17 protein-coding genes are annotated in these 14,228 nt (G+C 70.8%); all 17 read right to left on the reverse strand.

The window, feature by feature from the left end; translation table 11 throughout:
* Positions 1-562, reverse strand: a 562-nt coding sequence (locus tag JHD21_RS14085; protein ID WP_292676466.1) for a F0F1 ATP synthase subunit gamma, incomplete at its 3' end; no start/stop codon positions are given.
* A gap of 7 nt (positions 563-569) precedes the next feature.
* Positions 570-2,204, reverse strand: a complete 1,635-nt coding sequence (atpA, locus tag JHD21_RS14090; RefSeq protein ID WP_292676468.1) for a F0F1 ATP synthase subunit alpha — start codon at positions 2,202-2,204, stop codon at positions 570-572.
* Between the two features lie 64 nt (positions 2,205-2,268).
* Positions 2,269-3,072 (reverse strand): F0F1 ATP synthase subunit delta, encoded by an 804-nt coding sequence (locus JHD21_RS14095; RefSeq protein WP_292676470.1) that lies wholly within the window; start codon positions 3,070-3,072, stop codon positions 2,269-2,271.
* Entirely contained in the window at positions 3,072-3,668 is a 597-nt protein-coding gene (locus JHD21_RS14100) for a F0F1 ATP synthase subunit B (RefSeq protein WP_292676472.1), read from the reverse strand. The genes JHD21_RS14095 and JHD21_RS14100 overlap by 1 nt, the downstream gene beginning before the upstream one ends.
* A gap of 2 nt (positions 3,669-3,670) precedes the next feature.
* The gene (locus JHD21_RS14105; protein ID WP_292676474.1) at positions 3,671-3,922 is read right to left on the reverse strand and encodes a F0F1 ATP synthase subunit C; all 252 of its coding nucleotides are present in this window, start codon (positions 3,920-3,922) and stop codon (positions 3,671-3,673) included.
* 87 nt (positions 3,923-4,009) lie between these two features.
* Entirely contained in the window at positions 4,010-4,909 is a 900-nt protein-coding gene (gene atpB, locus JHD21_RS14110) for a F0F1 ATP synthase subunit A (protein WP_292676476.1), read from the reverse strand.
* A complete protein-coding gene (locus JHD21_RS14115; protein WP_292676478.1) occupies positions 4,906-5,349 on the reverse strand; it encodes a hypothetical protein in 444 nt (147 codons plus the stop codon). Before JHD21_RS14115 ends, atpB begins: the two co-directional genes overlap by 4 nt.
* A 12-nt stretch (positions 5,350-5,361) precedes the next feature.
* Positions 5,362-5,604 carry an AtpZ/AtpI family protein gene (locus JHD21_RS14120; RefSeq protein ID WP_292676480.1) on the reverse strand — a complete coding sequence of 81 codons (243 nt, stop codon included), beginning with the start codon at positions 5,602-5,604 and terminating at the stop codon, positions 5,362-5,364.
* Between the two features lie 239 nt (positions 5,605-5,843).
* Positions 5,844-6,980, reverse strand: a complete 1,137-nt coding sequence (locus tag JHD21_RS14125) for an MraY family glycosyltransferase (RefSeq protein ID WP_292676481.1) — start codon at positions 6,978-6,980, stop codon at positions 5,844-5,846.
* Positions 6,981-6,995: 15 nt separating this feature from the next.
* Complete coding sequence (locus tag JHD21_RS14130) at positions 6,996-7,655, reverse strand: L-threonylcarbamoyladenylate synthase (RefSeq protein ID WP_292676483.1); 660 nt, start codon at positions 7,653-7,655, stop codon at positions 6,996-6,998.
* An 18-nt stretch (positions 7,656-7,673) separates the two neighbouring features.
* Positions 7,674-8,513, reverse strand: a complete 840-nt coding sequence (prmC, locus tag JHD21_RS14135; RefSeq protein ID WP_292676486.1) for a peptide chain release factor N(5)-glutamine methyltransferase — start codon at positions 8,511-8,513, stop codon at positions 7,674-7,676.
* Complete coding sequence (gene prfA / locus JHD21_RS14140) at positions 8,510-9,583, reverse strand: peptide chain release factor 1 (RefSeq protein WP_292676488.1); 1,074 nt, start codon at positions 9,581-9,583, stop codon at positions 8,510-8,512. The genes prmC and prfA overlap by 4 nt, the downstream gene beginning before the upstream one ends.
* Before the next feature lie 82 nt (positions 9,584-9,665).
* Positions 9,666-9,908, reverse strand: a complete 243-nt coding sequence (rpmE, locus tag JHD21_RS14145) for a 50S ribosomal protein L31 (RefSeq protein WP_292676489.1) — start codon at positions 9,906-9,908, stop codon at positions 9,666-9,668.
* A gap of 151 nt (positions 9,909-10,059) precedes the next feature.
* Positions 10,060-10,431: a response regulator gene (locus tag JHD21_RS14150; RefSeq protein ID WP_292676491.1), complete on the reverse strand. Its 372-nt coding sequence runs from the start codon at positions 10,429-10,431 to the stop codon at positions 10,060-10,062.
* A 111-nt stretch (positions 10,432-10,542) separates the two neighbouring features.
* On the reverse strand, positions 10,543-12,423 hold the full coding sequence (rho, locus tag JHD21_RS14155) for a transcription termination factor Rho (protein ID WP_292676493.1): 1,881 nt from the start codon (positions 12,421-12,423) through the stop codon (positions 10,543-10,545).
* Between the two features lie 124 nt (positions 12,424-12,547).
* The gene (gene thrB, locus JHD21_RS14160) at positions 12,548-13,459 is read right to left on the reverse strand and encodes a homoserine kinase (protein ID WP_292676495.1); all 912 of its coding nucleotides are present in this window, start codon (positions 13,457-13,459) and stop codon (positions 12,548-12,550) included.
* Between the two features lie 10 nt (positions 13,460-13,469).
* Positions 13,470-14,228 (reverse strand): threonine synthase (gene thrC, locus JHD21_RS14165; RefSeq protein ID WP_292676497.1); only part of this gene is annotated, 759 nt, incomplete at its 5' end.

Genomic DNA, 14,228 nt, shown 5'->3' on the forward strand with positions numbered 1-14,228 from the left:
CCTGGGTGAGCATCGAGCGGAAGCGCGTGTAGACCACGTGCACCTCGTCGACGTCACCGGGCTCGCCCGGGTCGAGCACGAACGAGTCGATGAGCGTCTGACCGATCTCGGCGGCCACCTCGTAGGACGGCTGGTCGGAGAAGCCGGTCCACGCCTGCACGATGGGGCGCTGGCGGAACTTGTAGTAGGCCTCGCCCTTGCGGCCGGCGATGTAGGTGTCGATCTCCATGCCCTGCTCGCGGAGCTTCTCGTTGAGCTTCTCCGCCTCCTTGAGCACGCTCGAGGAGTAGGCGCCGGCCAGCCCGCGGTCGCTGGTGATGATGAGGACGGCGGCCCGCTTGGGGTCCGCCTCCTCCTTCGTCAGCGGGTGGTCGACGTTGCTGAACGTCGCCACGGCGGACACGGCCCGGGTGAGCTCGCGCGCGTACGGCGCGGCCGCCTGGGCCCGCTGCTGGGCCTTGATGATCCGCGACGCAGCGATGAGCTCCATGGCGCGCGTGATCTTCTTCATCGACTCCGTCGACTTGATCCGCGCGCGGTACTCGCGCAGCGATACAGCCATGGGTGGGTCAGCCTCGCTTCTGCTTGACGATCTGCTCCTGCTCCTCGTCCTCGAGCGCGCCCTCCTCGGGCTCGGTGCCCGGTCGGACACCACCCTCGGAGGTCTCGAAGCCCTCGATGAACTTGTCGTAGGCCTCGGTCAGCGTCGACTCCGTGTCGTCCTCGAACTTCTGCGACTCCCGGATGTTGTCGAGGATCCCCGAGTGGTTGCGGCGCAGGTCGTCGAGGAACTCGTTCTCGAACCGCAGCACGTCCTCGGTGGGGACCCTGTCGAGACGGCCGGTGGTGCCGAGCCACAGGGCGACGGTCATCTCCGCGAGCGGGTAGGGCGAGTAGGCCGGCTGCTTGAGGAGCGCCATCAGTCGCTGACCGCGGTCGAGCTGCTGACGCGAGGCGGCGTCGAGGTCGGAGGCGAACATCGCGAACGCCTCCATCGCGCGGAACTGGGCCAGGTCGACCTTGAGCGAACCCGTGACCGCCTTCATCGCCTTGGTCATCGCCGCACCACCGACCCGGGAGACCGACACACCGACGTCGATCGCCGGGCGCTGGTTGGCCGCGAACAGGTCGGACTGCAGGAAGATCTGCCCGTCGGTGATCGAGATGACGTTGGTCGGGATGTAGGCCGACACGTCGTTGGCCTTGGTCTCGATGATCGGCAGGCCGGTCATCGAGCCCGAGCCCAGCGCCTCGGACAGCTTCGCGCAGCGCTCGAGCAGGCGGCTGTGCAGGTAGAAGACGTCACCGGGGTAGGCCTCGCGACCCGGCGGCCGGCGCAGCAGCAGCGACACGGCGCGGTAGGCCTCGGCCTGCTTGGTCAGGTCGTCGAAGACGATCAGGACGTGCTTGCCGTCGTACATCCAGTGCTGTCCGATGGCCGAGCCGGTGTAGGGCGCGAGGTACTTGAAGCCGGCCGAGTCGGACGCCGGCGAGGCGACGATCGTCGTGTACTCGAGGGCACCCGCCTCCTCCAGCGCGCCGCGCACGGCAGCGATGGTCGAGCCCTTCTGGCCGATGGCGACGTAGATGCAGCGCACCTGCTTCGCCGGGTCGCCCGACTCCCAGTTCTGCTTCTGGTTGATGATCGTGTCGATCGCGATCGTGGTCTTGCCGGTCGAGCGGTCACCGATGATCAGCTGACGCTGGCCACGGCCGATCGGCGTCATCGAGTCGATGGCCTTGATGCCGGTCGCCAGCGGCTCGTGCACCGACTGGCGTGCCATCACGCCGGGAGCCTGGAGCTCGAGGGCGCGGCGCTCGGTGGACTCGATCTCGCCGAGGCCGTCGATCGGGGTGCCGAGCGGGTTGATGACCCGGCCCATGAAGCCGTCGCCGACCGGGACGGAGAGGATCTCGCCGGTGCGGCGGACCGTCTGGCCCTCCTCGAGCTTGTCGAAGTCACCGAGGACCACGACGCCGATCTCGCGGGTGTCGAGGTTCAGGGCGATGCCGAGCGTGCCGTCCTCGAACTCGAGGAGCTCGTTGGCCATCGCCGACGGCAGTCCGGACACGCGCGCGATGCCGTCCGCGCACTGGGCGACGGTGCCGACCTCTTCCTTGCTCGCTGCCGACGGCTTGTAGTCGTCGACGTACTTCTGGAGCGCGTCGCGAATCTCCTCCGGGCGAATCGAGAGCTCCGTCATGTCTGCCTCTTCCCTGAACTCGTGGTGCTGAAAGTCGATTGTCTGGCGGGTGTGGCTGTGCCGGTCAGCCGGCGACCTGACGACGGGCGTCGTCGAGTCGACTGGAGACGGCGCCGTCGATGACGTCGTCACCGATCTCGACCCGGAGACCACCGATGAGGTCCGGGTCGAGCACGACGTGCAGCTGAACGGTGGTGTCGTACTGCCTGCTGAGCGCGTCCGACAGGCGCTGCTGGTCGGCTGCGCTGAGCTCACGCGCGGTGTGCACCGTCACGACCGTCTCCTCGAGGGCCTCCGCAGCCAGCTCGAGGTACTCGTCGAGCACGGAGTCGACGCTGCCGCGCCCGCGGGCGACGGCCTCGGCCACCAGCGTCTCGGTGGCCGGCTCGACCTTGCCCGCGAGCAGGCCGGTCAGCAGGCTGCTGCGGTCCGCGCTGGTCCGCGACGGGTCCGAGAGTGCGCTGCGCAGGTCCGCGTCGGCGTCCACGATCCCGCGGACCCCGAACAGCTCGTTGCCGACGTTCTTGGCCTTGGCGCCGGCCGAGCGGACGGTCGTGAGGACCGCCAGCGTCTCGAGCACCGTCACGAGGTCGCCGGAGAACGTCCAGCGCCGCGAGGCCGCGTCCGCGACCACGCTGGCCGCCTTGTCGCCGACGGCCGCGCTGAACACGGCGTTCGCCAGCCCGGCCTTGCTGTCGCCCTCGACCGAGTTGTCGGTCAGCGCACGCCGCAGCGCGGCGTCGCCCCGGAGGACGCCGACCACACCGAACAGGTCCCGGCCCAGCCGGGCCTGGTCCTCGAGGGTGCCGGTGCTCCCGAGTGAGCCGATCAGCTCGCGGAGGGCCTCGGCGGATGCGCCTCTCAACATCAGGACGTCGCCCCGTTCTGGGCTGCCGGACGGGCGGACTCCAGGGCCTCGAGGTCGGCCAGGAAGCGGTCGACCACACGGTTGCTGCGCTCGTCGTCCTCCAGGGCCTCACCGACGATGCGGCCCGCGAGGGTGGTGGCGAGCGAGCCGACCTCCGCACGGAGCGAGGTCAGCGCGGCCTGCCGCTCGGCGGCGATCTGCGCCTGCGCCTGCTCCTTGACGCGGTTGGCCTCGACGACCGCGGCCTCACGCGCCTCGGCGACGATCTGGCTGCCCTGCTCGCGGGCCTCCTCACGGATGCGCGCGGCCTCCTTGCGGGCGTCGGCGAGCTGCGCCTTGTACTCCTCCTCGGCCCCCTTGGCCTCGGCCTTGGCCTCGTCCAGCTCGGCGAACTCCGCGCGGATCGCCTCCTGGCGCCGCTCCATCGCCCCGTTGATGAACGGGATGATGTATCTCGTCAGCAACCAGAACAGCAGCAGGAACGCCGCCAGCTCGATGAAGAAGGTGCCGTTGGGGACCAGGAAGTTGCTGGTCTCCTCCTCACCCTCTCCGGCGGCCGCCAGCACCAGAGGCACCAGCTGTTCCGTCAACGCCATGATCAGGCGCCGAGGACGAAGACGAACAGGGCCATGAACGCGAGGTTGATGAAGAACATCGCCTCGACCAGACCCACCGTCAGGAAGAAGATGGTCTGGAGGCGACCCTGCGCCTCGGGCTGACGGGCGACACCCTCGATGTAGGAGGCACCGGCCAGGCCGTCACCCACACCAGCACCGATGGCGCCACCCGCGAGGGCGATTCCGCCGCCGATGAAGGCACCGGCCAGCTCGACAGATCCTTCTGCAGCCATTGAGTTTCTCTCCTTGTTTGCGGCGCTGACCTCAGCGCCTCGGTTTTACCTCTGGTGCGGTGCCGACCGGTTGGTCGACCCGCGAGATCATGCGGGGACGGGCACCTTGTCGACCTCGGGCGAGTCGGCGTGCTCCTCGTCCTTCGCCTCGTCGTGCTCGTCGTGGTGCTCGTCGCCGTGCCCGGCGCCGGCCATCGCGAAGTAGAGCACGGTCAGCAGGGCGAAGATGAACGCCTGGATGACCGCGATCGCGCCGCCGAACGCCTTCCACAGCAGGTTCGGCGCCCAGGCGATGTAGAACGGCATCAGGCCGATCAGCGCGAGCATGATGCCGCCCGCGAAGATGTTGCCGAAGAGTCGCAGCGCCAGCGTGACCGGCTTGATGAGCTCCTCGAGCAGGTTGAGCGGGAACATCACCGGGAACGGCTCGAAGAAGTGCTTGAGGTAGCCCCCCAGCCCCTTCTGCCGGATGCCGTAGGCCCAGACGCTGATGATCGTGACCGCGGCCAGGGCGTAGGTCAGGTTGGTGTCCGCGGTCGGGACGGACAGCAGGTGGTCGCTCTCGTTGACCTTGAGCGGCAGCAGCTCGATCCAGTTCGCGAACAGGATGAAGAAGAACAGCGAGATCGCCAGCGGGGCTGCGTAGGGGTGGACCTTGCCGAGGTTGTCCTCGACCTGGCTGTTCACCTGTCCGACGACCGCCTCCCAGATCAGCTGGAGCTTGGTCGGCACGTGGTCCTCGGGGTCGCGGGTGAGCGCCCGCCGTGCGAGGAAGCCGAGCAGGAGCACGACGGCACCCGCGACGAACGTCGAGATGATCGTGTCGATGTGCACGGTCCCGACCAGCGGCCAGTCCGCGGTCCTGTGCTCACCGATGTGGATCTCGGACTTCTCGCCCTTCTCGCCCGTGGTGTTCCAGACGACACCCACGATGAAGGAAACGACCGCCAGGACCAGGGCGCCGTTGCTGACCTTCTTCAGCGTCATTGGCTCTTGAGCTCCTTCAGCAGGGGGATCGTGGTCATCACCAGGGCGATGAGCCGGAAGATGGCGAGGCCCAGCAGCAGCCCGATCCCGTCGGGCCACCACACCACGGCCACCGAGACCGCCACCACGGTGACGACCAGGAGCCGCACCAGGGTGGAGCGCATCATCGTGGCGCGGGTGGGCTGGGCGCCACTCGAGATGATGCGCAGCAGCCAGAACTCGGTGAAGAGGTGGTTGGCCAGGCCGAGACCGACGCCGACCGCGATCGCGGCGGCCAGCCGCCACTCGCCGAGCTGGCCGGCGATCCAGAACGCCGCCACGGCCAGGACGAACGCCACGCCGATCGACTTCTTCTGGTCGCGCAGCACCCGGCCGACCGACGCCTTCCCTGGCGTGGCAGGGGGGGTGGCGATGGTCGAGTCCATGGTCGAGTCCGTCATCACAGGGGCCGCCTACCGCAGCGCCGCGCGGACGCGGGCCCAGAAGCCGAGGCCGCCGGCGACGATGCCGAGGAAGACACCGGCCATGGTGAACGCCGGTGTGGTGCCGGCCGCCCGGTCGAGCACGATGCCGAGGACGGTGCAGAAGACGACCGCCGCGGCGAGGAACCCGCCCAGTCCGATGAGGTCGCGACCGCGCAGTCCTGCTCCGGTCGGGTCAGTCGGGTCAGTCGGCTCGGTCGGCTCATCAGCCATTCACCCGGGTCGCTTTCGTCGCTGACATTGACGGCGTACAGAACGTCGCCGGGACCTACGACCCGAGGGAGGAGGCGCGGCGACGTTGCGAAATTATCACAGCGGCGCTGGCTCGCCGACCCGGGGTGAGTCATGGTGCCGACCCCCTCTGCTCAGCGTCCTTGCCGGTGCTTGTGAAAACTAGCACAAAGTCCTGGAGGCAAGGAAATGCTGTCCTGACCTGACCGTCGGCACCCCGGTCAGGGGTCCTGGAGAACGCCGATCCGCGGCTTGCGCACGATGGGGATCAGGAAGGTGAGGACCACCGTCACGAGGGCCATGGCCCCGAGGAACGCCCAGACGACCATCCGGCCCGGGTAGAGGCTGACCAGCACGGTGCCGAGCGACGCGAGGGCTGCCCAGAGCCACATGATCAGCACGGCGCGCCGGTGGCTGTGCCCGATCTCGAGCAGGCGGTGGTGCAGGTGCAGCTTGTCGGGGCTGAACGGTGAGCGCAGGTCGAACCAGCCGCGGCGCACCACCGCCAGGAACAGGTCCATCAACGGCACGACGAGGATGAAGACCGGCAGGGCGATGGGGAGCAGCGTGGTCAGCAGGCTGGAACCGGAGGCGGTCCCGAACGCGTTGGCGCTGAACTGCCCGGACAGCGTCACGACGCTGGCCGAGAAGACCAGCCCGATCAGCATCGACCCGCTGTCCCCCATGAAGACCCGGGCCGGGTGGAAGTTGTGGATCAGGAAGCCGATGCACGCGCCGGCCAGCGCCGCGCTGAGCAGGGCGGCCGTGGTCGCCCGGGTCAGCTCGTTGATCCGGGTGAGCTGGTAGCAGAACAGGAAGAACGAGAGCGCGCCGATCGCGACCACTCCGCCGGCGAGCCCGTCGAGCCCGTCGACGAAGTTGACCGCGTTGACGGTCGTGACCACGAGCAGGCCGGTGAGCAGCGCGCTCTGCAGCGGGTCGAGCGAGAACACCTGGCCGTCGGTCCAGGTGAAGAAGACGAACTGGATGCCGGAGGCGATCAGCAGCGCGGCGGCGAGCACCTGGCCGCCCAGCTTGGTGAGGGCGTCCAGCTCGAACAGGTCGTCCAGGACCCCGACCGCGCACAGCAGCGTGCCGGCGATGAGCACGACCCCGGCGTCGCGGAAGACGAACGACTCGCTCTCGGAGAGGAACGGCAGCTGTCGGGCGACGACGTACGCCGCCAGGAGACCGCCCAGCATCGCCAGCCCGCCGAAGTACGGGACCGGCTCCGCGTGCACGTCCCGGTCCCGCACCCGGGCGACCGCGCCGGTCCGCAGCGCGATCTCGCGGGCGATCACGGTCAGCAGGTAGGTGACCGCGGTGGCGACCAGGAAGACGAGGAGGTACTCACGCACTTAGAGCGCCACCGTCTAGCCCTCGTCGACCAGGGTGGCGCCGAGCGGCTCGAGGACCGCGTTGAGCCGGTCCAGGCTCAGCGCCCCGACCCGCAGCACCCGGCCCTGCGTGCCGGTGACGTCGACGATCGTGGAGGCCTCGCCGGTGGGCGAGGGACCGGCGTCCACGAGGACGGCGCACTCGTCGCCCAGCATCTCCTCGGCCCGGTCGGGATCCGTGGCGGCGGGGTCGCCGGTGGTGTTGGCCGAGCTCACGGCCAGCGGTCCGGTCCGCTCGAGGATCTCCAGGGCGATCTCGTGGTCGGGCATCCGCACCGCGACCGTGCCGCGGGTGTCGCCGAGGTCCCACTGCAGCGAGGACTGGGCGTGGCAGACCAGGGTGAGCGGGCCGGGCCAGAACTCCTCGACCAGCGCCCGCGCGTAGCCCGGCACGCGGACCGCGAGCGCGTCGAGGGTGGTCGCGGCCGACACGAGGACCGGCGGGGGCATCTCCCGGCCGCGCCCCTTGGCCTCGAGCAGGTCGGCGACCGCCTCGTGGTCGAAGGCGTCCGCGGCGATGCCGTAGACCGTGTCGGTCGGCATCAGGACCAGGCTGCCTCGCTGGATCGCGAGACTGGCCGCGGCCACCGCCGTCTCGCGCTCCTCCTGCGTCTGCGTCGGGTAGCGCTCGCTCATCCTGCTGCCCTCACCCGCTCATCGTGCCAGTCGAGCCGTCGTGTAGCGCGCGCGACCCGTGAGGTCGGCGTGGTCGCGGACCTCGGTCCACCGGCCGGTCGCCGAGAAGATGGCCGGCACGGACTCGCCCTGGACGTCGGCGTGCTCAACCCCGACGACTCCCCCGGGCCGGAGCAGGTCGGCCGCCCGCACGGCCAGCACCCGGATCGCGTCGAGCCCGTCGGCTCCGGAGAACAGGGCGAGGTGTGGGTCGTGGTCGCGCGCCTCCGGCGCGACCGACTCCCAGGCCTCGAGGGGCACGTAGGGCGGGTTGCACACCACGACGTCGACCCGGTCGAGCAGGTCGTCGAAGGCGGTGGCGAAGTCGCCCTGCCGCAGGTCGACGCCGGTCCCGGCCAGGTTGCGGGCCGCCCAGGCATGGGCGGGCGGGTCCGCCTCCACGGCGTGGACGGTGGCCGTGGGCACCTCGTCGGCCAGCGACTTGGCGATCACCCCGGAGCCGGTGCACAGGTCCACGACGACGGGAGCGTCGAGGGAGGACGCGGCCTCGACGGCCCAGCCGGCGAGGAGCTCGGTCTCGGGGCGCGGCGTGAACACGCCGGGCCCGACCTCCACCGACACGTGCCGGAACCAGGCGGTGCCGGTCAGGTGCTGGAGCGGCTCGCGGGCCGCGCGGCGGGCCACCAGGGCGTCGTACGCCGCCAGCTCGGCCGCACCCACCTCGTCGACGAGTGCCAGGCGCGAGCGCTCGGTGCCGAGCACGTGGGCCAGGATCTCCGCGGCGTCGTGGTCGGGGCTGGCCACGCCGGCCCGGCCGAGTCGCGCGGACCCGGCGGCGAGCGCGTCGCGGGTCCTCACGCGTCCAGGCTGTCCAGCCGGGCCGCGAGCTCCGCCTCGACCGAGGACTCGATGACCGGCTCGAGCGCACCGTCGAGGACCTGGTCGAGGTTGTAGGACTTGTAGCCCGTGCGGTGGTCGGAGATCCGGTTCTCCGCGTAGTTGTAGGTGCGGATCCGCTCGGACCGGTCGACGGTGCGGACCTGGCTGCGCCGGGCGTCGCTCGCCGCGGCGGCGGCCTCCTCCTGGGCGGCGGCCAGCAGCCGCGCCCGCAGGATGCGCATCGCCTGCTCCCGGTTCTGCAGCTGGCTCTTCTCGTTCTGGCAGCTCACGACGATGCCGGTGGGCACGTGGGTGATCCGCACCGCGGAGTCCGTGGTGTTGACGCTCTGGCCCCCGGGCCCGCTGCTGCGGAAGACGTCGATGCGGAGGTCGTTGTCGTCGATGGTCACGTCGACCTGCTCGGCCTCGGGCAGCACCAGGACCCCGGCGGCGCTGGTGTGCACCCGGCCCTGCGACTCCGTCACCGGCACCCGCTGGACGCGGTGCACCCCGCCCTCGAACTTGAGCAGGCCGAAGGGCGCCCGCCCCGGCTCGGTGGCGCCCCGGGCCTTGACCGCGACGGTGACCGACTTGTAGCCGCCCAGGTCGGACTCGGTGGCGTCGAGGATCTCGACCTGCCACCCCTGGGTCTCGGCGTAGCGGGTGTACATGCGCAGCAGGTCGCCGGCGAAGAGGGCGGACTCCTCGCCGCCCTCCCCCGACTTGATCTCCAGGATCGCGTCCTTGTCGTCGGTCGGGTCGCGCGGGACGAGGAGCCTGCGGAGCTGTTCCTCGGCGGCCTGACGGCGCCCGGTCAGGCGGTCGGCCTCGGCTGCGAACGACGGGTCCTCGGCCGCCAGCTCGCGGGCCGCCCCGATGTCGTCGACCAGGTCGTCGAGCTCGCGCTTGGCGGCGAGGATCCGGCTGAGCTCGGCGTACCGCTGGTTGAGCTGCTTGGCCAGCCGCGGGTCCGCGTGCACCTCGGGGTCGCCGAGGCGCGACTCGAGCTCGGCGTGCTCGGCCTCCAGGCCGTCCACGGCGTCGAACATCGGTCCTCCAGGCGCGGGCAGGGTCAGGACAAATGCAGAGCGCCGACCTCCCGCGGTCGCGGGGGTCGGCGCTCGGGACGAGCTAGCTCTCGGCCGGCTCCGTGTCCTTCTTGTCCGCGGCCTTCTTGGCGTAGCGGGCCTCGAACCGGGCCACGCGGCCGCCGGTGTCGAGGATCTTCTGCTTGCCGGTGTAGAAGGGGTGGCAGTTGGAGCACACGTCGGACTTGATCGCACCCGAGGCGACAGTGCTGCGGGTGGTGAACGTGTTGCCGCAGGTGCAGGTGACCTGGGTCTCCACGTAGTCAGGGTGGATGTCGGGCTTCATGGGTGTCCTCTCATGGCGCCGGGTCGCTCCCCCGATGGGGACCGTGAACCGGAGCCGACGGGTCAGGATAGACAACGCGTGCCGGGTGTCGCGAATTCCCAGGAGGTCTCGAGACAGGCGCCAGCGCGCCTTCCTCGACCAGCGAGAGGACTCAGGCTCCTCTGGCGAGCAGCGCCTCGACCCGGGACGCGAGGTCCTTGGGGCTGAACGGCTTGGTGATGTAGTCGTCGGCACCGGAGTCGTAGCCGATCTGGACGTCGGACTGCTGGGCGCGTGCGGTGAGCAGGATGACCGGGATGCCGGCCATCTCCGGGTGGGCGCGCATCTCCTTGACGGCCTCCAGGCCGGTGAGGCCCGGCATCATGATGTCGAGGACGGCCAGGTCGGGGTGCTGGGTGAGGCAGGCGTCCACCGCGGCGCTGCCGTCGCCGACGGTCACGATGTCGTGGCCGAGGGTCGCGAGCTTGAACTCGACCAGCTCGCGGATGTCCGCGTCGTCGTCCGCAACCACGATCCGGGCCACTGGCGTACCCCCTCCAGGTCTTGCGGTGACATGCCTTACCAACAGCAGTACACCAGGGCTGTGGCAGTCCCGTGGGGAATCCGAGGAAAACTCGCCGGAGACCCTGGGGACTCAGCTCTCGAGGTCGGCCAGGGACGGGGTCCGCTGCTGGACCTGGTGCAGGAGCTCGATGTTGGTGGAGGACCGCTTGAGCCGTTGCACGAGCAGCTCGTGCGCCTGCGCGGGCTCCAGCCCGGACAGCACCCGGCGCAGCTTGCGGACGATCTGCAGCTCCTCGTCACCCATCAGGAGCTCCTCCCTCCGGGTGCCGGACGCCACCGGGTCCACCGCCGGGTAGAGCCCCTCGTCCGCCAGGTCGCTGCGCAGCCGCAGCTCCATGTTGGCGACGCTGCGGAACTCCTCGAAGATCACCTCGTCGGTCAGGGAGCCGGTCTCCACCAGCACCGTCGCGATGATGGTCAGCGATCCGCCGCCCTCCAGGTTGCGCGCGGCGCCGAAGAACTGCTTCGGCGGGTGCAGCGAGGCCGAGTCGACACTGCCCGCGAGCTGTCGGCCGTTGGCCGGTGCCGCGAGGTTGTAGGCCCTGCCGAGCCTGGTGAGCCCGTCGAGGAGGACGACGACGTCGTGCCCGAGCTCGACGAGCCGCTTGGCGCGCTCGATGGCGAGCTCCGCGACGATCGTGTGGTCGGCCGGCGGACGGTCGAACGTCGAGGCGATGACCTCACCCTTGACGCTCCGCTCGAAGTCGGTGACCTCCTCGGGCCGCTCGTCGACGAGCACCACCATCAGGTGGCACTCGGGGTTGTTGGTGGTGACGGCGCTCGCGATCGCCTGCAGGAGGGTCGTCTTGCCGGCCTTGGGAGGCGACACGATCAGTGCCCGCTGGCCCTTGCCCACCGGGGCCGCGAGGTCGATGACCCGCCCGACCAGGTTGCCCGGCTCGGTCTCGAGACGCAGGCGCTCGGACGGGTGCAGGGGCGTCATCGCGGTGAACTCGAGGCGGGTGCGGCCGGTCTCGGGGTCGGTGCCGTTGACGCTGTCGATGCGCACCATCGGGTTGAACTTCTCCTTGCGCTCGCCCTCACGGGGCTGGCGCACCTGCCCGACCACCGCGTCACCACGGCGCAGGCCGTACTTCCGCACCATCGACAGGGACAGGTAGACGTCGTCGACGCCGGGCAGGTAGCCGCTGGTGCGCACGAACGCGTAGTTGTCGAGCACGTCGAGGATGCCGGCCGCGGGCACCAGGACGTCGTCCTCGAGGATCGTCGTGTCCGGCTCGTTGCGCTGGCCACCCGCGACACCCGGACGCGCCGCGGTGCGGTCCCGCCCACGTCGGCGGCGGTTGCGGCGTCCGCCCTCCCCCTCGGCGTCGCCCTGACCGTGGTCGCCCTGGGGCTCCTGCGGCTGGTCCTGACGGTTGTGCTGCCGCCCCTGCTGCTTGTCCTGCTGCTTGTCCTGCTGCTTGTCCTGCTGCTTGTCCTGCGGGTCCTGCCTGTCCTGCTTCTCCTGCTTGGTCTGCTGGTTGCCCTGCTGGTTGCCCTGCTGGTTGCCCTGCTTGCCCTTCCGGTTCTGGCCACGGCCACCCTGGTCGCCCCGGTCATCAGAGTGCTCGTCGCCCTCGGCACCCCGGTCGTCGGAGCGGTCCTGGGAGGGACGTTCGTCGCGGCCCTGGTCGCGGTCGCGGCCCTGGTCGCGGTCGCGGGCCGGACGACCCACGCCGGCGGTGGCCTCCTCGCGGGGCTGCTCCTGGCGAGGCTGCTCCTCGCGAGCCGGCCGGTCACCGGCCGGGCGGCCGCCGGAGGGACCTCCCGACTGCGCCGCCTTGATGGCGTCGACCAGCTGGGCCTTCTTCATCGATCCCGCCCCGGAGATGCCGAGGCCGCCGGCCATCGACTTCAGGTCGGCGAGCAGCATCGTGTTGAGACCGCCGCTCTTCTTCTTCGCGGCCGGCTTGGCGGCGGGAGCGGCGGTGTCGGTCGTTTCCGTCACGTGTGGGTTCCTTCTCAGCGCACCGCAGGTGCGGGTGGAGGCACGAGCAGACCGCTCATGCGAGTGAGGAGAGGTACACCGGTAATTCGGTGCTACGCCGCGAGAACGGCGTGCCCCCAATGTATCACCGAGACGACTCGGACCTGACGCCCTCGTCGGCGACCAGCAGGACGTGGTGCTCCCAACCATGGGGGCACGACGCGGCCAGCTCTCCGGCGGACACCGTCGTGGAGTCGGCCAGCACGAGGACGGTCGGGCCGGCACCGGACACGACGGCGGCGTGCCCGTCGGCGCGCAGCCGGTCGACGAGGTCCAGGGACTCGGGCATCGCCGGCCGGCGCTGCTCCTGGTGGAGGAAGTCGCGAGTGGCGGTCAGCAGGTGCTCCGGCGCACCGCCCAGGGCAGCGACGAGGAGGGCGGTGCGGCCGGCATCCGCGGCGGCGTCCGCGTGCGTGACGGTGCCGGGGAGCAGCCCGCGGGCGACCTCGGTCGACAACGGGTTCGGTGGGACGAACGCCGCGGCGACGACGCGCCGGTCGACCGGGGCGCGGACTGCGTACCACTCCCCCGACTCCCGACCGGAGATCACGAAGCCGCCGTACGCCGCCGGCGCGACGTTGTCCGGGTGGCCCTCGAGCTGCGCCGCCAGCCGGAACAGTGCCTGGTCGTCGAACCGCTCCGTCCCGTTCTCGACGAGCGCCCGCGCCAGGGCGAGCCCCCCGACGATGGCCGCCGAGGACGAGCCGAGCCCCCGGGCGTGCGGGATCGCGTTGTGGCAGCTCAGCCGGAGGCCCGGGAGGGTCTCACCGAGCGCCTCGAGCCCGGCGCGCACGGAGCGGACGACCAGGTGGGACTCGTCCCTGGGCACCGTGTCCGCGCCGTGTCCGGTCACGTCGACGACCAGGCCGGCGCCGGTCACCTCCGCCTCGAGCCGGTCGCGGAGCTCGAGGGCGAGGCCGAGCGAGTCGAAGCCCGGGCCCAGGTTGGCGGAGGTCGCCGGGACGTCGACCCGCACCGGGCCCTCGACGAAGGTCATGGCGCCGGGGTCACCCGACGAGACCGGCGGCCTCGGCGGCCGCCGTCACGTCGTTGTCGACGACGTGGTCGACCAGCGGCCCGACGCCCTCGAGCGCCGTGGCGATGTCCTTGAGGCCGTGACCGGTCACGGTCACCACGACCGTCGAGCCGGCGTAGGACTCCCCCGCGGCGAGGCGCTGCAGCAGGCCCGCGACCCCCGCGGCCGACGCGGGCTCGACGAACACGCCGTCCCGGCAGGCGAGGTCGCGCTGCGCGGACAGGATCTGGTCGTCCGACACCGCCTCGAACAGGCCGCCGGACTCGTCACGCGCGGCCTCGGCGAGCTTCCACGACGCCGGGTTGCCGATCCGGATCGCGGTCGCCTTGGTGTCGGGGTCCGGGAACGGCTCGCCGGTGACGAGTGGCGCCGCACCCTCGGCCTGGAAGCCGTGGACCCGCGGGAGCCGGGTGGCGAGCCCCAGGTCGGCGTACTGGGTGTAGCCGAGCCAGTAGGCCGAGATGTTGCCGGCGTTGCCGACCGGGAGCAGGTGGTAGTCGGGGGCGTCACCCAGGAAGTCGACGATCTCGAACGCCGCGGTCTTCTGGCCCTCGAGCCGCACCGGGTTGACGGAGTTGACCAGTGCCACGGGGAAGTCCCAGGCGAGCTGCCGGGCGAGCCCCAGGCAGTCGTCGAAGTTGCCGCGCACCATGATCACCCGGGCGCCGTGCAGGATCGCCTGGGCCATCTTGCCGGCGGCGATCTTGCCCTCGGGCACGAGCACGAGCGG

The organism is Nocardioides sp. (assembly GCF_016462705.1).
Classification (GTDB): Bacteria; Actinomycetota; Actinomycetes; order Propionibacteriales; family Nocardioidaceae; genus Nocardioides.